At 63.4% G+C, this 14,304-nt stretch carries 13 protein-coding genes; 8 read left to right on the top strand and 5 right to left on the bottom strand.

From position 1 onward, the window contains the following. Positions 1–3: 3 nt before the first annotated feature. Complete coding sequence (locus EP007_RS16470) at positions 4–2,448, bottom strand: ribonucleoside-diphosphate reductase subunit alpha (protein WP_128478855.1); 2,445 nt, start codon at positions 2,446–2,448, stop codon at positions 4–6. Between EP007_RS16470 and EP007_RS17700 the strand changes: the two genes are divergently transcribed. Next, positions 2,440–2,586 carry a hypothetical protein gene (locus EP007_RS17700; RefSeq protein ID WP_166035696.1) on the top strand — a complete coding sequence of 49 codons (147 nt, stop codon included), beginning with the start codon at positions 2,440–2,442 and terminating at the stop codon, positions 2,584–2,586. The genes EP007_RS16470 and EP007_RS17700 overlap by 9 nt on opposite strands. Positions 2,587–2,821: 235 nt before the next feature. Here EP007_RS17700 and EP007_RS16465 read toward each other — a convergent pair whose 3' ends face one another. Further along, the gene (locus tag EP007_RS16465) at positions 2,822–3,412 is read right to left on the bottom strand and encodes an AsnC family transcriptional regulator (RefSeq protein WP_128478854.1); all 591 of its coding nucleotides are present in this window, start codon (positions 3,410–3,412) and stop codon (positions 2,822–2,824) included. 361 nt (positions 3,413–3,773) lie between these two features. Here EP007_RS16465 and EP007_RS16460 point away from each other — a divergent pair, with 361 nt between their 5' ends. The 5 genes from EP007_RS16460 (at position 3,774) to EP007_RS16440 (ending at position 7,211) form a co-directional block, all read left to right on the top strand. Continuing rightward, complete coding sequence (locus EP007_RS16460) at positions 3,774–4,280, top strand: hypothetical protein (RefSeq protein ID WP_128478853.1); 507 nt, start codon at positions 3,774–3,776, stop codon at positions 4,278–4,280. 66 nt (positions 4,281–4,346) lie between these two features. Beyond that, positions 4,347–4,667: a hypothetical protein gene (locus EP007_RS18335; RefSeq protein ID WP_208023618.1), complete on the top strand. Its 321-nt coding sequence runs from the start codon at positions 4,347–4,349 to the stop codon at positions 4,665–4,667. A gap of 12 nt (positions 4,668–4,679) precedes the next feature. Further along, positions 4,680–5,858, top strand: a complete 1,179-nt coding sequence (locus EP007_RS16450; protein WP_166035694.1) for an AI-2E family transporter — start codon at positions 4,680–4,682, stop codon at positions 5,856–5,858. Positions 5,859–6,049: 191 nt separating this feature from the next. Next, complete coding sequence (gene trxA, locus EP007_RS16445; RefSeq protein WP_128478851.1) at positions 6,050–6,520, top strand: thioredoxin; 471 nt, start codon at positions 6,050–6,052, stop codon at positions 6,518–6,520. A 109-nt stretch (positions 6,521–6,629) separates the two neighbouring features. Then, entirely contained in the window at positions 6,630–7,211 is a 582-nt protein-coding gene (locus EP007_RS16440) for a class I SAM-dependent methyltransferase (RefSeq protein WP_128478850.1), read from the top strand. 26 nt (positions 7,212–7,237) lie between these two features. Here EP007_RS16440 and EP007_RS16435 read toward each other — a convergent pair whose 3' ends face one another. Then, positions 7,238–7,435, bottom strand: coding sequence for a hypothetical protein (locus tag EP007_RS16435; RefSeq protein WP_128478849.1), 198 nt, complete (start codon positions 7,433–7,435; stop codon positions 7,238–7,240). A 180-nt stretch (positions 7,436–7,615) separates the two neighbouring features. On the opposite strand from EP007_RS16435, the gene EP007_RS16430 reads away from it, so the two are divergent. Both EP007_RS16430 and EP007_RS16425 read left to right on the top strand, forming a co-directional pair. After that, the gene (locus EP007_RS16430; protein WP_128478848.1) at positions 7,616–8,836 is read left to right on the top strand and encodes an Acg family FMN-binding oxidoreductase; all 1,221 of its coding nucleotides are present in this window, start codon (positions 7,616–7,618) and stop codon (positions 8,834–8,836) included. 845 nt (positions 8,837–9,681) lie between these two features. Next, a complete protein-coding gene (locus tag EP007_RS16425) occupies positions 9,682–10,923 on the top strand; it encodes an orc1/cdc6 family replication initiation protein (protein WP_128478847.1) in 1,242 nt (413 codons plus the stop codon). A gap of 674 nt (positions 10,924–11,597) precedes the next feature. Here the strand turns inward: EP007_RS16425 and EP007_RS16420 are convergent. Together EP007_RS16420 and EP007_RS16415 are read right to left on the bottom strand one after the other, a co-directional pair. Further along, positions 11,598–12,407, bottom strand: a complete 810-nt coding sequence (locus EP007_RS16420) for a hypothetical protein (protein ID WP_128478846.1) — start codon at positions 12,405–12,407, stop codon at positions 11,598–11,600. 180 nt (positions 12,408–12,587) lie between these two features. Beyond that, the gene (locus EP007_RS16415) at positions 12,588–14,282 is read right to left on the bottom strand and encodes a response regulator (protein ID WP_128478845.1); all 1,695 of its coding nucleotides are present in this window, start codon (positions 14,280–14,282) and stop codon (positions 12,588–12,590) included. Between the last annotated feature and the right edge of the window lie 22 nt (positions 14,283–14,304).

Here is a 14,304-nt window from a genome sequence, read left to right as displayed (position 1 = left end):
GGTTTACTGACAGGCGTCGCAGGTCGGGTCCTCGACGCTGGGAAGGTCGCTTTCGGGGCTATCCTCGTCGTCGGAATCTGCGGCGCTCGTCTGGCCGCGGGTCTGGGTCTTGCCGTACTGGTCCATGTCGAGCGTGGACTTCTCTATCTGGGACGCGCCGAGCGTCCGCAGGTAGTAGGTCGTCTTGATGCCGAGTTCCCACGCGGTCTGGTACACGTCGTCCAGCATCGACCCGTCGGTCGTCGGGAAGAAGACGTTGTGCGAGACCGATTGGTCTATCCACTGGCCGCGGTGGGCGGTCAGGCGCAACTGGTGGCGCGGGTCGATTTCGAAGGCGTTGCGGTAGAGTTCCCGCAAGTCCTCGGGAATCTCTTCTATCTCCCGAATCGACCCGTCGTGGAACTTGATGCGGTCCACCATCTCTTGGTCCCAGAGATCACGCTCCTGTAGGTCCTCGACGAGGTGGTCGTTGATGACGGTGAACTCGCCGCTCATGTTCGACTTCACGTAGAGGTTCGAGTAGACCGGTTCGATGGACGGCGAGGTGCCCGCGATGGTCGAGATGGTCGCCGTCGGTGCTATCGCCATCGTGTTGGAGTTTCGCATCCCGTGGGTCGCTATCAGGTCACGAACAGCGTCCCAGTCGAGGCGCTCCTCGCGCGGCAGGGGAATCTCGCGGCCGCGTTCCTCCTCCAGCAGGTCGATGGTGTCGTGGGGAAGCAGGTCGCGGTCCCACTTCGACCCCTCGAAGGAGGGGTAGGCCCCGCGCTCGCGGGCCAACTCCGCCGACGTGCGGATGGCGTGATAGGCGACGAGTTCCTGAGACTCGTCGGCGAACTCGACGGCCTCCTCGGAGGCGAACGGAATCCGCTGGTCGAAGAGTGCTTCGTGGAATCCCATCACGCCCATCCCGACCGGCCGGTGGCGCATGTTCGAGCGCTCGGCCTCGTCGGTCGGGTAGAAGTTCAAATCGACTACGTTGTCGAGCATCCGCATCCCGGTCTCGACGCTCTCGCGCAACTTCTCTCGGTTCAGGCCGTCGCCGTCGGGGCTGACGTGCTTCGAGAGGTTGACCGACCCGAGGTTACAGACCGCGTGTTCGTCCTCGCTGGTGTTGAGAGTAATCTCGGTGCAGAGGTTCGAGGAGCGAACGACCCCCTCGTGGTCTTGGGGCGAGCGGACGTTACAGGGGTCTTTGAAGGTGAGCCACGGGTGGCCCGTCTCGAAGAGACGCGTGAGGGTGTCGCGCCACAGTTCCTCGGCGTCAACCGTCTCGTACTGGCGGAGTTCGCCCTCCTCGGCCTTGCGCTCGTACTCTCGGTAGAGTTCTTCGAACTCTTGGCCGTAGGTCCCGTGGAGTTCCGGCACTTCGTCGGGGGAGAACAGCGTCCACTCGCCGCCGTCGCGGACGCGCTTGACGAACAGATCGGGAATCCACGCCGCGGTGTTCATGTCGTGAGTCCGGCGGCGCTCGTCGCCGGTGTTCCGGCGCAGGTCGATGAAGTCCGGGTAGTCGAGATGCCAGCACTCCAGATACGCGCAGGCCGCGCCGCGGCGCTTGCCCGACCGATTGATGGCCGCGGTCACGTCGTTCGAAATCTTGAGGAACGGGACGACGCCGGTCGATTCGACGCCGGTGGACTCGATGAGCGACCCGGACGCTCGGACCGGCGTCCAGTCGTTGCCGAGACCGCCGCTCCACTTCGAGAGTTGGGCGTGGCCCTTGTAGGAGTCGAAGATGCCTTCGAGGTCGTCGGGGACCGTCGTCAGATAGCAGGAACTCAGTTGCGCGTGGGTTGTCCCCGCGTGGAACAGCGTCGGACTCGACGGGACGAACCGCAGTGTTGAGAGCATCTCGTAGAACTCGCGGGCGCGCTCCTCGCGCTCGGCGACCGGTTCGCGCAGGGCGATTCCCATCGCCACGCGCATCCAGAACCCCTGCGGGAGTTCAAGGCGCTCGCCGTCGGCAGTCTTCAGGAAGTACCGCTGGTAGAGCGTATCGAGCGCCATGTAGTCGAACAGGCCGTCGCGCTCGGGGACGAGCGCGTCGGCCATCGCGTCGAGGTCGTAGGCCAGCATGCGCTCGTCCAGCAGCCCCGCTTCGACGCCGCGCTCGATGTTCTGGGCGAACGTCTCCCGGTAGGCCGACGCCGCGGCCGCGGAGTCGAGACCATCCTCGGGCGTCTGCCCGACGACTTCGCGGTGGTACTGCTCGCGGAACAGCGACGCCGCGACACCCTTGAACGCCGGGTCGCGCTCGATGCGGGCGGTCGCGCTCCCGATTGCGGCCTCGTACAGTTCGTCGCGGGAGGCCTCCGCGTAGAGGTTGCGCTCGGTCTCGGTCACGAGTTCCGAGAGCGTCTCGTCGCCGACCGACTCGCAGTCGGCGCAGGCGCGCTCGAATACGGCACGTATCGTCTCCGTGGTGGAAGTCGTAGCTTGACTCATAGGTTGCTCCGGACCGAGGAGGACAGCGTCGAACGCCGCCAGTTCGGCAACAGCGTAGCCACTAATCGGCCGATACAGGCGGTCTACGACGGCGCTCTCCTCGGCTGTACCAACTGCTGTTCGTGCGGACCCGGATAAAGTTTTCCAAGCTGCGTTTCAGAAGAGCAATTATAATTGTATTCAGACGACGAGTGGTGAATCTTCTCGTCGCGCATACGGACAGTCTCGAACTCGTCGGCGAGAAGGGTGCACAGGGTCGGCGTCGCCCGCGACCAGCGAATCGACGGCCGACGACAGCACCGCCTCGGCGTCGGAGTCGAACCACCGAGACAGCACGTCGAGGCGGAAAGAGAGAGAGCGACGGAGACGGCGCTCAGACCGCTCCCTTCAGTTCCTCGTACTGCTCCTCGAAGCGCGCCTTGCAGGACGAACAACAAAACTGGTACAGGTCGCCGTCGATGCGCGAGGATTCGCCCTCGCTGGTGACGGAGTTGCCACACTCGTCGCACTCCAACGCGAACTCGACGCCGCGGGGGTCGGGATGCCACGTCGAATCGGCGAGCAGTCGCACGTCGTACTCTCTGATGTCGTCGGTATCCAGCACCTCGTCCAGCAGAGGTTCGACCGCGCCGTCCTGCAAGCGAGCGTGAAAGACGACGTGCCCGTCGGCGGTCACGAAGACGTGTTCGACGCCGTCGATACCCTCGACGCCGCTCCGGACCGGCGAGAGGTGTCCGGGTTCGACGTGGAGGTCCACGAGGACCGCGACGCCGTCCGAGAGCAGCGACCGGTCCAAGTCCACGGTAAATCGCTCGATGACGCCAAGTTCTCGCAGGCGGTCGATGCGGTCCGAGACGGTGGGCGGCGAGAGGTTCACCGCGTCCGCGATCTCCTTGTACGGTCGGCGAGCGTCCGCGACGAGGAGTTGCAGGATTTCGAGGTCGGTTTCGTCTAGTTCTCGCATTATCAGAAGAGTTGTCTGTCCACGATAGAAACACTTTTCGTCATCTTTCGGCCGTGGGCGGTCGAAAGTAGACAACCGAAGACGAACGGGCGGAGTCGCTGACGCTCAGTCGTCTGCGGTCGGCGCTCCGGCGTCGGCGTCGCGTTCGAGCGTGGCCGCCAACGCGGAGTTCACGTCCACGGTCTCGCCGCGGTCGTCGGTGAGCACCGCGACGGGCGCGGGCCGAGAGAGAAGTCGTGGGGCGCTACGAGCAGGTGCATGGCGGAGCGACGACAAAGAGCGACTGACTCCCGACCGCGGAACCGCGCCGTTCGATTCCTCGAAAGGCTGATTTAACAAGCGACCGGGAGATGCCCCGACCATGTTGAACTCCCCAAAGCGAATGACGCTGGAAGCCCTCCCGGTCGCGGCGATACTGCTGTTCTGGAACCTACTGGCCGGAGTCGCGGAGTTCCAAGGCGTCGCCGGGTCGGTGAGTTCCGCGGGCGTCGTGATGGCCGCGCTCTACGTGGTCGTCCGCGGCGTCTCGCTCGCCGAGCAAGTTCGACCCCCGGCGATGGGCCGCGTGGAAACCGTTCTCGTCGAGAACGCGAGACTCGCCGTTCCCGCCGGAGCGTGGTTTCTCGCGGCGGTGATGGCCGCCGCGGTGGAGCGGTACGTCAACGAAGTACTGTGGCTTCTCTCACCGGTGAAGACCGCGCTCGCGGGCGCTGGTCTCGCCGTCGTCGGTCTCTACGCTGTCGCCGCGGGGTATTCAGCCCTCGGCGGCGAGCGCGCGGCGGGCGGCCGCCCGCACGAGGACTGCGACGCCCCAGGCAAGGGCGGATGCGCAGGACGTTCCGAGGACAGACGCGACGACGCGAGGTAGGCGCGTCGGCGACGGTCGGTTCGGCGAACAGCGTTTTACCCGTCGCCGCCGTCCGTTCTTCGGACTATGGCCGAGTACGACTTCGACGGGCGAGTCGCGTTCGTCACCGGAGCGGCGCGCGAACGGGGGCGTTCCCACGCCTTGCGCTACGCCGAGAACGGGACCGACGTGGTGGCGGCCAACAACTGCGAGACGACCGGCGGCATCGTGGAGTCCATCGGCGAAGAGATGGCCAAAATCGCCGAGCGGTCCGCGCCGGAAAACGTACCGGGCGAAATCGTCAGCCCTGCGGAGGTGAGCGCAGCGTTCATGTGGTTATCGAGCGACGACGCCCGGTTCGACACCGGTATGCCGCTCCCGGTCGCCGCCGGACCGACAGCGGTTTGACGGTGGTTGCTCGTGAACTGGAACCAGTTTCTCGACCGCGAGAGAAATCGCGTCGCGTGGTGGCTCTACCTACTCGCGCTGGGGGTCGGCGTCGCCTACGTCGGCTACTCGTTCGTGGGAACGTTCGTGCTGGGCGTGTTCCTCTACTACGCTGCGCGACCCATCTGCGACCGAGTAGGCGGGTTCATCGACAGCGACGGCGCGGCGGCGGCCCTGACGCTTGCGGGCATCGTGACGCCGATTTTGTTGGTCGTCGGCTACGTCCTGCTGGCGGGCATCCGCGACGCGGCGTCACTCTCGGGGGTGCCGGGGTCCGGACTGCTCGCGCCGCTGGTGAACGTCGAGGGATTCACACAGAGCCAACAGAGCTTCGTGGAGACGCTCCTCGAAAATCCCTCGCGGGTCCAGTCGGTGGACGCCGGACGAGTTCGACAGGTGGCGACCGCCGCGCTGTCCGCGCTCGGGACCGTGGTGAACGTCGGTATCGTCGTCTCGCTGGCGTTCGGACTCGCGTTCTTCCTACTCCGGGACGACGACGACATCGCGGCGTGGTTCCGTGACGAAATGGCTCCCGAGGGGTCGGCGGGCCACGCCTACGCCTACGCGGTGGACGACGAACTGGAGACCGTCTTCTTCGGGAACGTACTCTTCGTCGTCACGATGTCGATTCTCGCGGCCGTCGTCTACTATGGGTTCAACTTCCTCGCGCCGTCCGCGCTGACCATCCCGTTCGCCATTCTACTCGCCCTGCTGACCGGCGTGGCCAGCCTCGTTCCGCTCGTGGTCGGCAAAATCGTCTACGTCCCGCTAGTCGCGTACCTCGCGCTGGTCGCCGCCGGACAGGGCGGTCCCGCGATGATTTACCCTATCGGCCTGCTGGTGGTGTCGTTTCTCGTCCTCGACATCCTGCCCCAGACGTTCCTCCAACCGTACATCTCGGGCAACGAGATTCACATGGGAATCATGATGTTCGCGTACATCCTCGGCCCGATGCTGTTCGGGTGGTACGGCTTCTTCCTGCTCCCGCTCTTTTTCGTGCTGGTGATTCAGGCGGTCCGCATCGTGGTCACCGACCTGCTTCACGGCGAACCCCTCACGCCGGACGTGGACGCCGCGCCCTCGCTCGGGGAACGCGACCTCGGGGAACTGGGCGACGAGGACGAAGGCGGCGACGATGCAGCCTCGTCGTAACCCTCTACCCTCGCACTCCCCCTCTAAGTCGCTCACCCGACTCGCTCGTGGACGAACACCGGCGTCCTCGCCATCTCTGAGGGAAGCGTGTGCGCTCCGGTAGTTGACAGTCCAGAACTTCTCGAACGCGAACCCAGTATTGTACGTCCCGTGCAAAATAGTTAAACGCGTGGAGCGCCAACTTCGACGCGATGAGCGAAGACGAACCCGAATCTATCCGCGAGCAGCAGCGAGACGAACCCCTCGGTGAAGAGAGCAAAGAGGGCGAGAGAAATAAGGACAGTGTCGGCGCGAGCGCCGCCGACGCCGAGGCGGAGACGAAGACGAAGACGAACGAGAACGCACCGACCGAGCCAGTCCACGTCGAGAGCGTCGAGCAGTTCTCGAGCGTGACGACCGAGTACGGCGTGGTGCTGGTGGACTTCTACGCGGACTGGTGCGGGCCGTGCAACATGCTCGAACCGACCCTCGAAGCCGTCGCGCGGCAGACCGACGCCGCGGTGGCGAAGGTGGACATCGACGAGCAACAGGGTCTAGCCGCGCAGTACGGCGTCCGGAGCGTGCCGACGCTCCTCCTGTTCGCCGACGGAGAGCAGGTCGAACAGCTCGTCGGCGTGCAGGACGAAGTGACGCTAACGAGGCTCATCGAGCGATACAGCTAGACGACGGCGCGACGACGGCACCGGCACAGCGAAACGGCGACAGCCCAGTCTTGTCTATCTCGCGCACGGCCCAAAGTCGTTAAGGCGGTCGGCCGTCGATTTCGTGACGATGGGCTTTCATACGTTCGACCCCGAGTCGGCGGACAAACTCGAAGACGACTCTCGCTACAGGTATCTCTCGCACGAGGAGTTGGTGGCCGCACTGGCGCTCGACGCCGACGAGAGCGAGACTGTCGCGGACTTCGGGAGCGGAACCGGGTTCTACACCGACGACGTGGTCCCGTTCGCGGGCGAGGTCAGGGCCGTGGACCTACAGGAGGAAATGCACGAGTTGTACCGCGAGAAGGGCGTTCCTGAGAACGTCTCGCTGGTGACCGCCGACGTGGGCGATCTGCCGTTCGGCGACGGGGAACTCGACGCCGCGTTCTCGACCATGACGTTCCACGAGTTCGCGGGAAGTGGCGGCGGCGACGGTCAGAGCGGGGCCGAAGTGGAAATCGCGCGCGTCCTCCGCGAGGGCGGGCGCTTCGTCGTCGGCGACTGGTCGGCGAACGGCAACGGCGAGCGCGGCCCGCCGGTCGCCGAGCGATACGACCGCGACGAGGCCGTCGAACTGCTGGAAGCCGCCGGGTTCGAGGTCGTTCGCGCGGACGAGCGCCCCGAGACGTTCTTCGTGGTCGCCGAGCGGTAGCGCGGTAACACGGTAGCGCGCGACGGCTACGGACTGGCGAGGACGGACCCGAATCCGTAGCCGACGAGCGAGACGACTTGCCCGAGTGCGAACGTTCCCGCAAGGAAGGACGCGAGGAAACCGAGGTAAATCGGGTCACCGAGCGATTCGACGACCGCGGCGACCGGACCCGCGGTGAGTACGGCCGCGAGCGGAGCGAGACCGACGCCGACGGCGGTAGCCACGGAGAGACCGTTCGCACCGCACCATCCCATTTGCAAGTATATTGGCGGTAGCGAGCGTCGTCAGTATCAGTAGCGAGCGTCGTGCAATTCCCCGGTTCTGACCGATCAAAAGTCGAGTATCCGCGTCGGCGTCGCACCGCAGAACTAAGTCCGTGGCACTCGTGTCGAGTGTTGGTAACGATGGGGGAGCAGAATCCGAGAAAGGGTGGCGCGAGCAGAGGTCGAAATCGAGGGGGTTCCGGAAGTAGACAGGGCGAAACCCTCGGAAGTGCGACCGAGAGCGAGCGCCGAGGCCTGCTGTCACGAGCGAGCGAAGTCGTCGGCGAGACGCTGGGACCAGTCTCGCTACGGCGTCGATGGGTCGGCGGAAACCGACCGTGGCGAGTCTCGGAGTCGGCGTTCCCCGAGGGAGGGACGCTCGACGCGCGCGCTCGGTTTCTAGTTCGGTACGCGGTACTGGCACCGTCGAGTCACAACACTCAGCCGTGGCTGTTCACCGTCGGCGACGGCAAAATTCGACTGTTCGCCGACTTGGACCGATGGCTGACAGTCGCCGACCACGACAAGCGCGAACTGTACCTCAGCCTCGGAACCGCGCTGGAGAACCTGCTCGTCGCGGCGGAGTATTTCGGACTGGGCCACGACGTGACCTACCTGCCGGGGAGCGACAGCGCCCACGCGGCGACGGTTCGACTGTCGGATTCGTCGCCAGTAGGCGGCGAATCCGACGGTGTGTCCGACGAACGAACCGGAAAGACTCGCGACGAGGCAAGACTCTTCGCGGCGATTCCGAACCGTCGAACCAGTCGCGGCCGGTTCCGCGACGGGCCGATACCGACCGCGGACCTGCGAACGCTCTATCGCCACTGCGTCGAGGACGACGTGTCGCTCCAGTTGGTCGCCGACCGCGAGACGCTAGCGAGCATCGCGGACCTGACCGCTCGCGCGAACCGCCGACTGTACGCCGACTACGCCTACCGGCGCGAACTCGCTCGGTGGGTCGGCCGGGGCGCGTTCGGCGATTCGTGGCCCGCGGCGAAGGCTGGGAAAGTCGCAGTGTCCTACCTAAACCTGGGTCGCCAGCGCGCCCGGAAGGACGCGCAAGCAGTACGCAAGGGACCAGTCGTCGCCGTCCTCCGGACCGACGCCGACGACCGGCGGTGCCAGATTCGGGCCGGACGAGTGTACGAGCGCCTGAATCTGCTAGCCACCGCGCTCGGTATCGGGACGCAGCCGGTGAGCGCCCCGCTGGAAGTCGAGAGTCTGCGCAGAGAGTTGACCGATCTGCTCGGACGACCGGACCGCCCGGTCCAGCAGGTGTTTCGACTCGGGTATCCCCAGCGAGAAGACCCGCCTCGACCGTCGCCGCGACGACCGGCCGAGGCGGTACTGGTCGATTAACGTTCCAAACGTATTCCATAGCCAAGGAAAGAACCCCACAGTTTCCGCTGTTTGCGAGCGATGCATGTTCTGCCGGACGCACTTTGCGGGCGAGGTAGTTCCCAGCCAATGCGTTTTCCGATAAGCGCGTTGTCGCACGTCGGACAGAAAGAGGACTTCGACGCGATAAACGTCAAAAAAAGGTGGCGTAAGCGAGTCGAGCACGCCCGAAAGAGCGGCCGGTGGATTTGGAACACCACCGTTTCCGTTGTCTTTGCGGGATAGTTTTGCGCGTAGAGAGCTTCTACGTCGGTTTCAGTCGAACGAGGAGGAAACGAGCGTATCGTATCTCTATCACACCCACCCCATCGTTTCCGCTGTCTTGGCGGTCGAAGGGGGAGGGGAGGGACTGGAGACCCTGCCGGTAGGATGGTTTCGAATACCTCGAAAGCGTTCGTCAAGGACGGTCCCACGTCGAAAACACACCCACCCCACTGTTTCCGCTGTTTGGCGAGAAAAGAGATGAAGGGTAATGAGCGCGGTCCCCGAGAAAGAGCTAGAAAGATTTCTATGACTACTTTCTATAGGCTCAGCCTATTTTCTATTTGCAGTGCGGGTATGGTTATCTTGCTATATATATAAATCTTTCTCTCTATAAGACCCCGTCTAAAACTCACCGACCCTTTCAACCGAAAAGCTCCGGAAACAGTGGGGTGGGTGTGTCTTTAAGTCAATCGAAACATCGGAAACGACGCCCCCGTCTTCTCAGCTGCACACGTAAAAGTATCCGGGACAAAAGAAACAGCGGACGCACCAGTGACCATGTGGCTTTATACTCCCGTCTCTCGAACGACCGGACACCGACAATGTCATCGTTCAGTTTTGACCGGGACAACTCTCTCTACAAGAACCGCGACGCGCTGTTGGAGGAGTACACCCCAGCCAATCTCGTCGGCCGCGACGAGGAGTTGGAGGAGTACCACGCCGCCCTCCAGCCGATAATCAACGGCGAGGCTCCCTCGAACATCTTCCTCTACGGGAAGAGCGGGGTAGGCAAGACCGCGGCCACCCGGTTTCTCCTGAACCGTCTCCAAGACGACGCCGCGAAGTACGACGACATCTCTCTCAACGTCATCGAAATCAACTGCGACGGTCTCAACTCAAGCTATCAGGTCGCCGTGAGGCTTGTGAACACGCTCCGAGACCCGTCCGAGCAGATCAGCAACACCGGCTATCCGCAAGCCCAAGTCTATAGCTTTCTCTGGGAAGAACTCGACAAAGTCGGGGGCACCGTCATCGTGGTCCTTGACGAAGTGGACCACATCAACGATAACTCCATCCTCTATCAGATTCCGCGCGCTCGGAGCAACGGCTACCTCGAAGACGCGAAAATCGGTCTCATCGGTATCAGCAACGACCTGTCGTTCCGTGACTCGCTCTCGGCCAAAGTGCGCTCGTCGCTGTGCGAGAAGGAGGTCTCGTTCCCGCCCTACGACGCCACGGAACTCCAGAAGGTCCTCAGCCAGCGCGAGCAGGTCGCGTTCCACGAGGGCGCGCTCGCCGAGGACGTAATCCCGCTCTGTGCCGCCTACGGCGCGCAGGACGCCGGTGATGCCCGACAGGCCCTCGACCTCCTCCTTGAAGCGGGCGACCTCGCTCGGAAGGAGACCGTCGAGCAGGTCACGGACGAACACGTCCAAGAGGCCCGCGAAAAGCTCGAACGCGACCGAATCATGGAGGGCGTCGCCGACCTGACCGAACACGCTCGGCTTATCCTCTACGCGCTCACGTCGATGGAAGCCGAGGAGGAGACGCCCGCGCGCTCTCGGGACATCCGTCCGCGTTACGAACAACTCTGCAACCACGTCGGGACTGAACCGCTCACCAGCCGCCGGATGCGCGACCACCTCGCGGACCTCGCCATGCTCGGCGTCATCTCCTCGACGGAGAAAAACGAGGGCATGTCCGGCGGTAAGTACCGCAAACACGCCCTGAAGCAGGACCTCCAACTCGTTGTCACCGCGCTTGAAGAGACCATCGAGTTCGCTGGCGTCCATCAGAGCATCCGCCCGTACTACCAGACCAACTTCCAAGACAGCGAGAACTGACGCTCCCGAAATCCACTCACCGACTGCTACCCCGCATCGACTGCTATCCCGCATCGACTGCTACCCCGCACCGACTGCTACCCCGGCGTTTCCGCTGTCTTCTCCTCCTACGCTCCCGACCCGCTTCGTTACTGTCCGGCGCTCCCGGCCCTTCTGTCCGTCTCTCCTGTTCGATTCGATGCTCGCCACACCGGGATTTCCGCTGTCTCGACGGCGACAGCCGAGCGTAACGCTATCGATATTTCCGCGATTCCGTGGAACGTTCCACCAAACGGCTACCCCGGCGTTTCCGCTGTCTTTTGTGGAGTAGCGCTCATCTCCCGGTCGAACTCGTCGGAGAGAGCGAGCGAAGCGCGCCGAGCGAGCGGTCCGGTGTCGAGACGGACAGACAACGGAAACGTCGGGGTGGAGAACGCCGTATTCGGTTTCACATCGACCTTTGTGAGGGAGACGGTCCGACGACCCACGCCTGATAAGCGAGACAGCGGAAACGGCGGGGTTGCTGATAGCAGGTCTCGTAGCCGATTCCGCGAGTCGTATCTCCTGCTGAAGCCGGTTTCGTGGGCATGTCTCCCGGCGAAGTCGGTCCCGTGGACCTCATCTCCCGCAGAAAGAATCGACGCGTATCGAACGATTGGGGTAAAAACGGAGTAAAAGCCCGGATGGCGAAACGGTTACTGGTCGTGTTCGACTTCCAGAATGCGGGAGTCGCATTCCGAGCAACTGACCGCGACGACATCCATCGTCCGACAGCAGGACTCGACGGTGTCCTGTTCCATCTGGATCGCACCGCCGCAGTCGGGACAGGTCTCAAGGAAGATTCGGAGACCGCTCAGGACCCGACTCTGGTTCGTGACCGTCAGGTCGTCCCAGTCGGCGTAACTGTCTTCCAGCACCTTCGCGGCGCCGAGGTCGGCGACGAGTGCCGCGCGCGACTCCCACTGTCCGAGGCGGCCGTCGTCGTACTGGGCGACCATCGCCTCGTCGTGTTCCTCGAACTCAAGTTTCTCCTCTTCAACGTCGAGAACGTCGCTCAGGAGGCTCTTCTCGGACCCATCCTCGTTGATGGACTCCATGTTGTCGTGCCACGCGCTGCGGAACGACTCGGAGAGACAGAGGTCGTCCATCTGCTCGCAGGGTTCGACCGCTCCGGCGTCGGCCAGCACCTCTTCCGGTTCGCGCTCCTCCTCGCTGACTTCGACCTCTTCGTCTTCGAGTTTGTCGAACTTCGCAAGCACCCAGTCCGGGAAGTACCGCTTGGTGAGCGTCGGCGTTCCCGGCACGAGATAGCCGCGGAGGTAAATCGCTGCCAGCGACAGCGAGAACGCCATCGTGCCACCAATCGGCGTGACGACGTACGACACCATCGCGCTCCCGACTGCCGCGATGACGACGTTGACGATGGTACACGGCGTACATCGGTTTTCTCCCGTATACTCCGGTTGTCGGAACTGTTCTATCAACCCTGTCGTTTGCGTACTCATATTACGTACGGTACTCATTTAATCCGTATATATCTGTTGTTAAAGGAAATCGATTGTTTCCGATTACTTCTTTCGACGCGCAACTCGACTTCGTTCTGTCGAGTGGGCAAACGGCTTCCTTTCACCACAGATTAAATTATTCCTAATTGACATAGGCCTCCGTTCTCCCAACCAGAACCCTCACGTCTCGTCGGGCGAGGAAATCTCGCGCCACGGCGATAAGTCCCCGGTCGCACGCTGGAGTCGTAGCGTCACCGCACCGCCGTCGGTGTGATAATCCTCGAAAGTGAGTTCGCCGCCGAACTTGCCGACGATCCAGTGCGAGAGCCAAAGCCCAAGACCGCTTCCGTGGTGGAGGGCGGTCTCCTTGCCCTCGGTCAGGACCTCGCGCTCGTCTTCCGGGATGCCCGGTCCGTCGTCCACGACGGTCACTTCGACCCACTCCCCGTCGTCGCCTGTCACGGAGACCGCCACCCGAACCGAGGCGCAGTCGTCGTTGTGTTCGATGGCGTTCTCGACGACTTCGCCGATGGCGGCTTCGAGCGTCTTATCGGCGTAAACTCGCGCGCTCTCCGGGAGGGTCGTCGTTATCTCGGCCTCGGAGTACGTCTGTCGGAACTCCTCGCAGGTCCGCTTGACGCACTCGGTCACGTCAATTTCTTTCTTCGTGCGGTCCTCGCGGTCGAGCGTCTTGCCGACCTCGCGGGCCTTCTCGCTAATCTCGATGAGTTCGCTCGCCTTCTGCTCGATGACGCGGGCCTCTCGCGCCGCCGCCGGGAACTCCTCGACGATGTTCTGGGCGCGACCCAACACGACGTTGAGGTCGTTGCGAAGGTTGTGCCGCAGAATGCGGTTGAACACCTGTAGGCGCTGTTCGCGCCGGACGAGTTCCTTGCGAGTCTGCACGGAGTCGATGGCGTACGCGACGTTGCTCCCGAACTTCGAGAGGACCCGGCGTTCGGTCTCGCCGAAGGAGTGGCGCGCGTTCGACCAGACGCTGAGGACGCCGTAGGCCTGATTTTCGTAGACGAGCGGAATCGCCGCGACCGAGTGGCGCTCGGTCGTGCCGTCGGCGTCCAGTTCGAAGCCCTCTTCGAGTGCCGCGGCGCGCTCGACCTGTACGGACCGCGTTTCGATGGCTTTCCGAACCGGGGTTCGGTCGCCCGCTTCACGTCCGGTCTCGCCGGAAGCGACTTTCACGGTGTCGCCGTTCTCCTCACCGTCGTCGCCTTCTCCGCCTTCGCCGTCTAAGTCGAGCGCCACTACGTCCAGATAGCGTTGTTCGACTCCCGCCGACACCTGCGGCCGGACCGCCCCCGCGTCCTCGTCCACTTTGCCGACCCACGCGAGGACGTAGGGTTCGGACTCGGCGAGTCGGTCGCAGACGGTCTTCTCGATGTCATCCCGCGAGGACGCCTGCAAAACCGCCTGACTCACGTCCCAGATGAGGTCGTTGACCGCGATCTGGCGTTCGGACAACTGTTCGGCTCGCCGCCGGGAGACGGCGTTCTCGATGCGGTTGGCCAACACCGCGAACTGGTCTTTTCCTTCACCTTTCCGGAGGTAGTCGGTGACGCCCGCAGAGATTGCTTCGCTGGCTATCCGCTCGTTTCCGCCGCCGGTTAGCAGGATGAACGGTACGTCGGGATCGCTCTCGCGGACTTCGTCCAAAAACTCCAACCCGTCCATTCCCGGCATCTCGTAGTCGCTGACGATGCAGTCGAACTGCTCCGCTCCGAGCAGCTTGAGGCCCTCACTCGCGCATTCCACCGTGTGTACGTTCATGTCGTAGTCGTCACTGAGAACGCCAGCGGTGATTCTGGCGAAGAAGTCGTTGTCTTCGACGTGCAGGACACGGTGGCGCGCGTCTGCCATTCTACGTCATGTCGGTTTCACG

This window comes from Halorussus pelagicus, assembly GCF_004087835.1.
Lineage (GTDB): Archaea > Halobacteriota > Halobacteria > Halobacteriales > Haladaptataceae > Halorussus > Halorussus pelagicus.
This window is presented reverse-complemented; position numbering and strand designations above follow the sequence as displayed.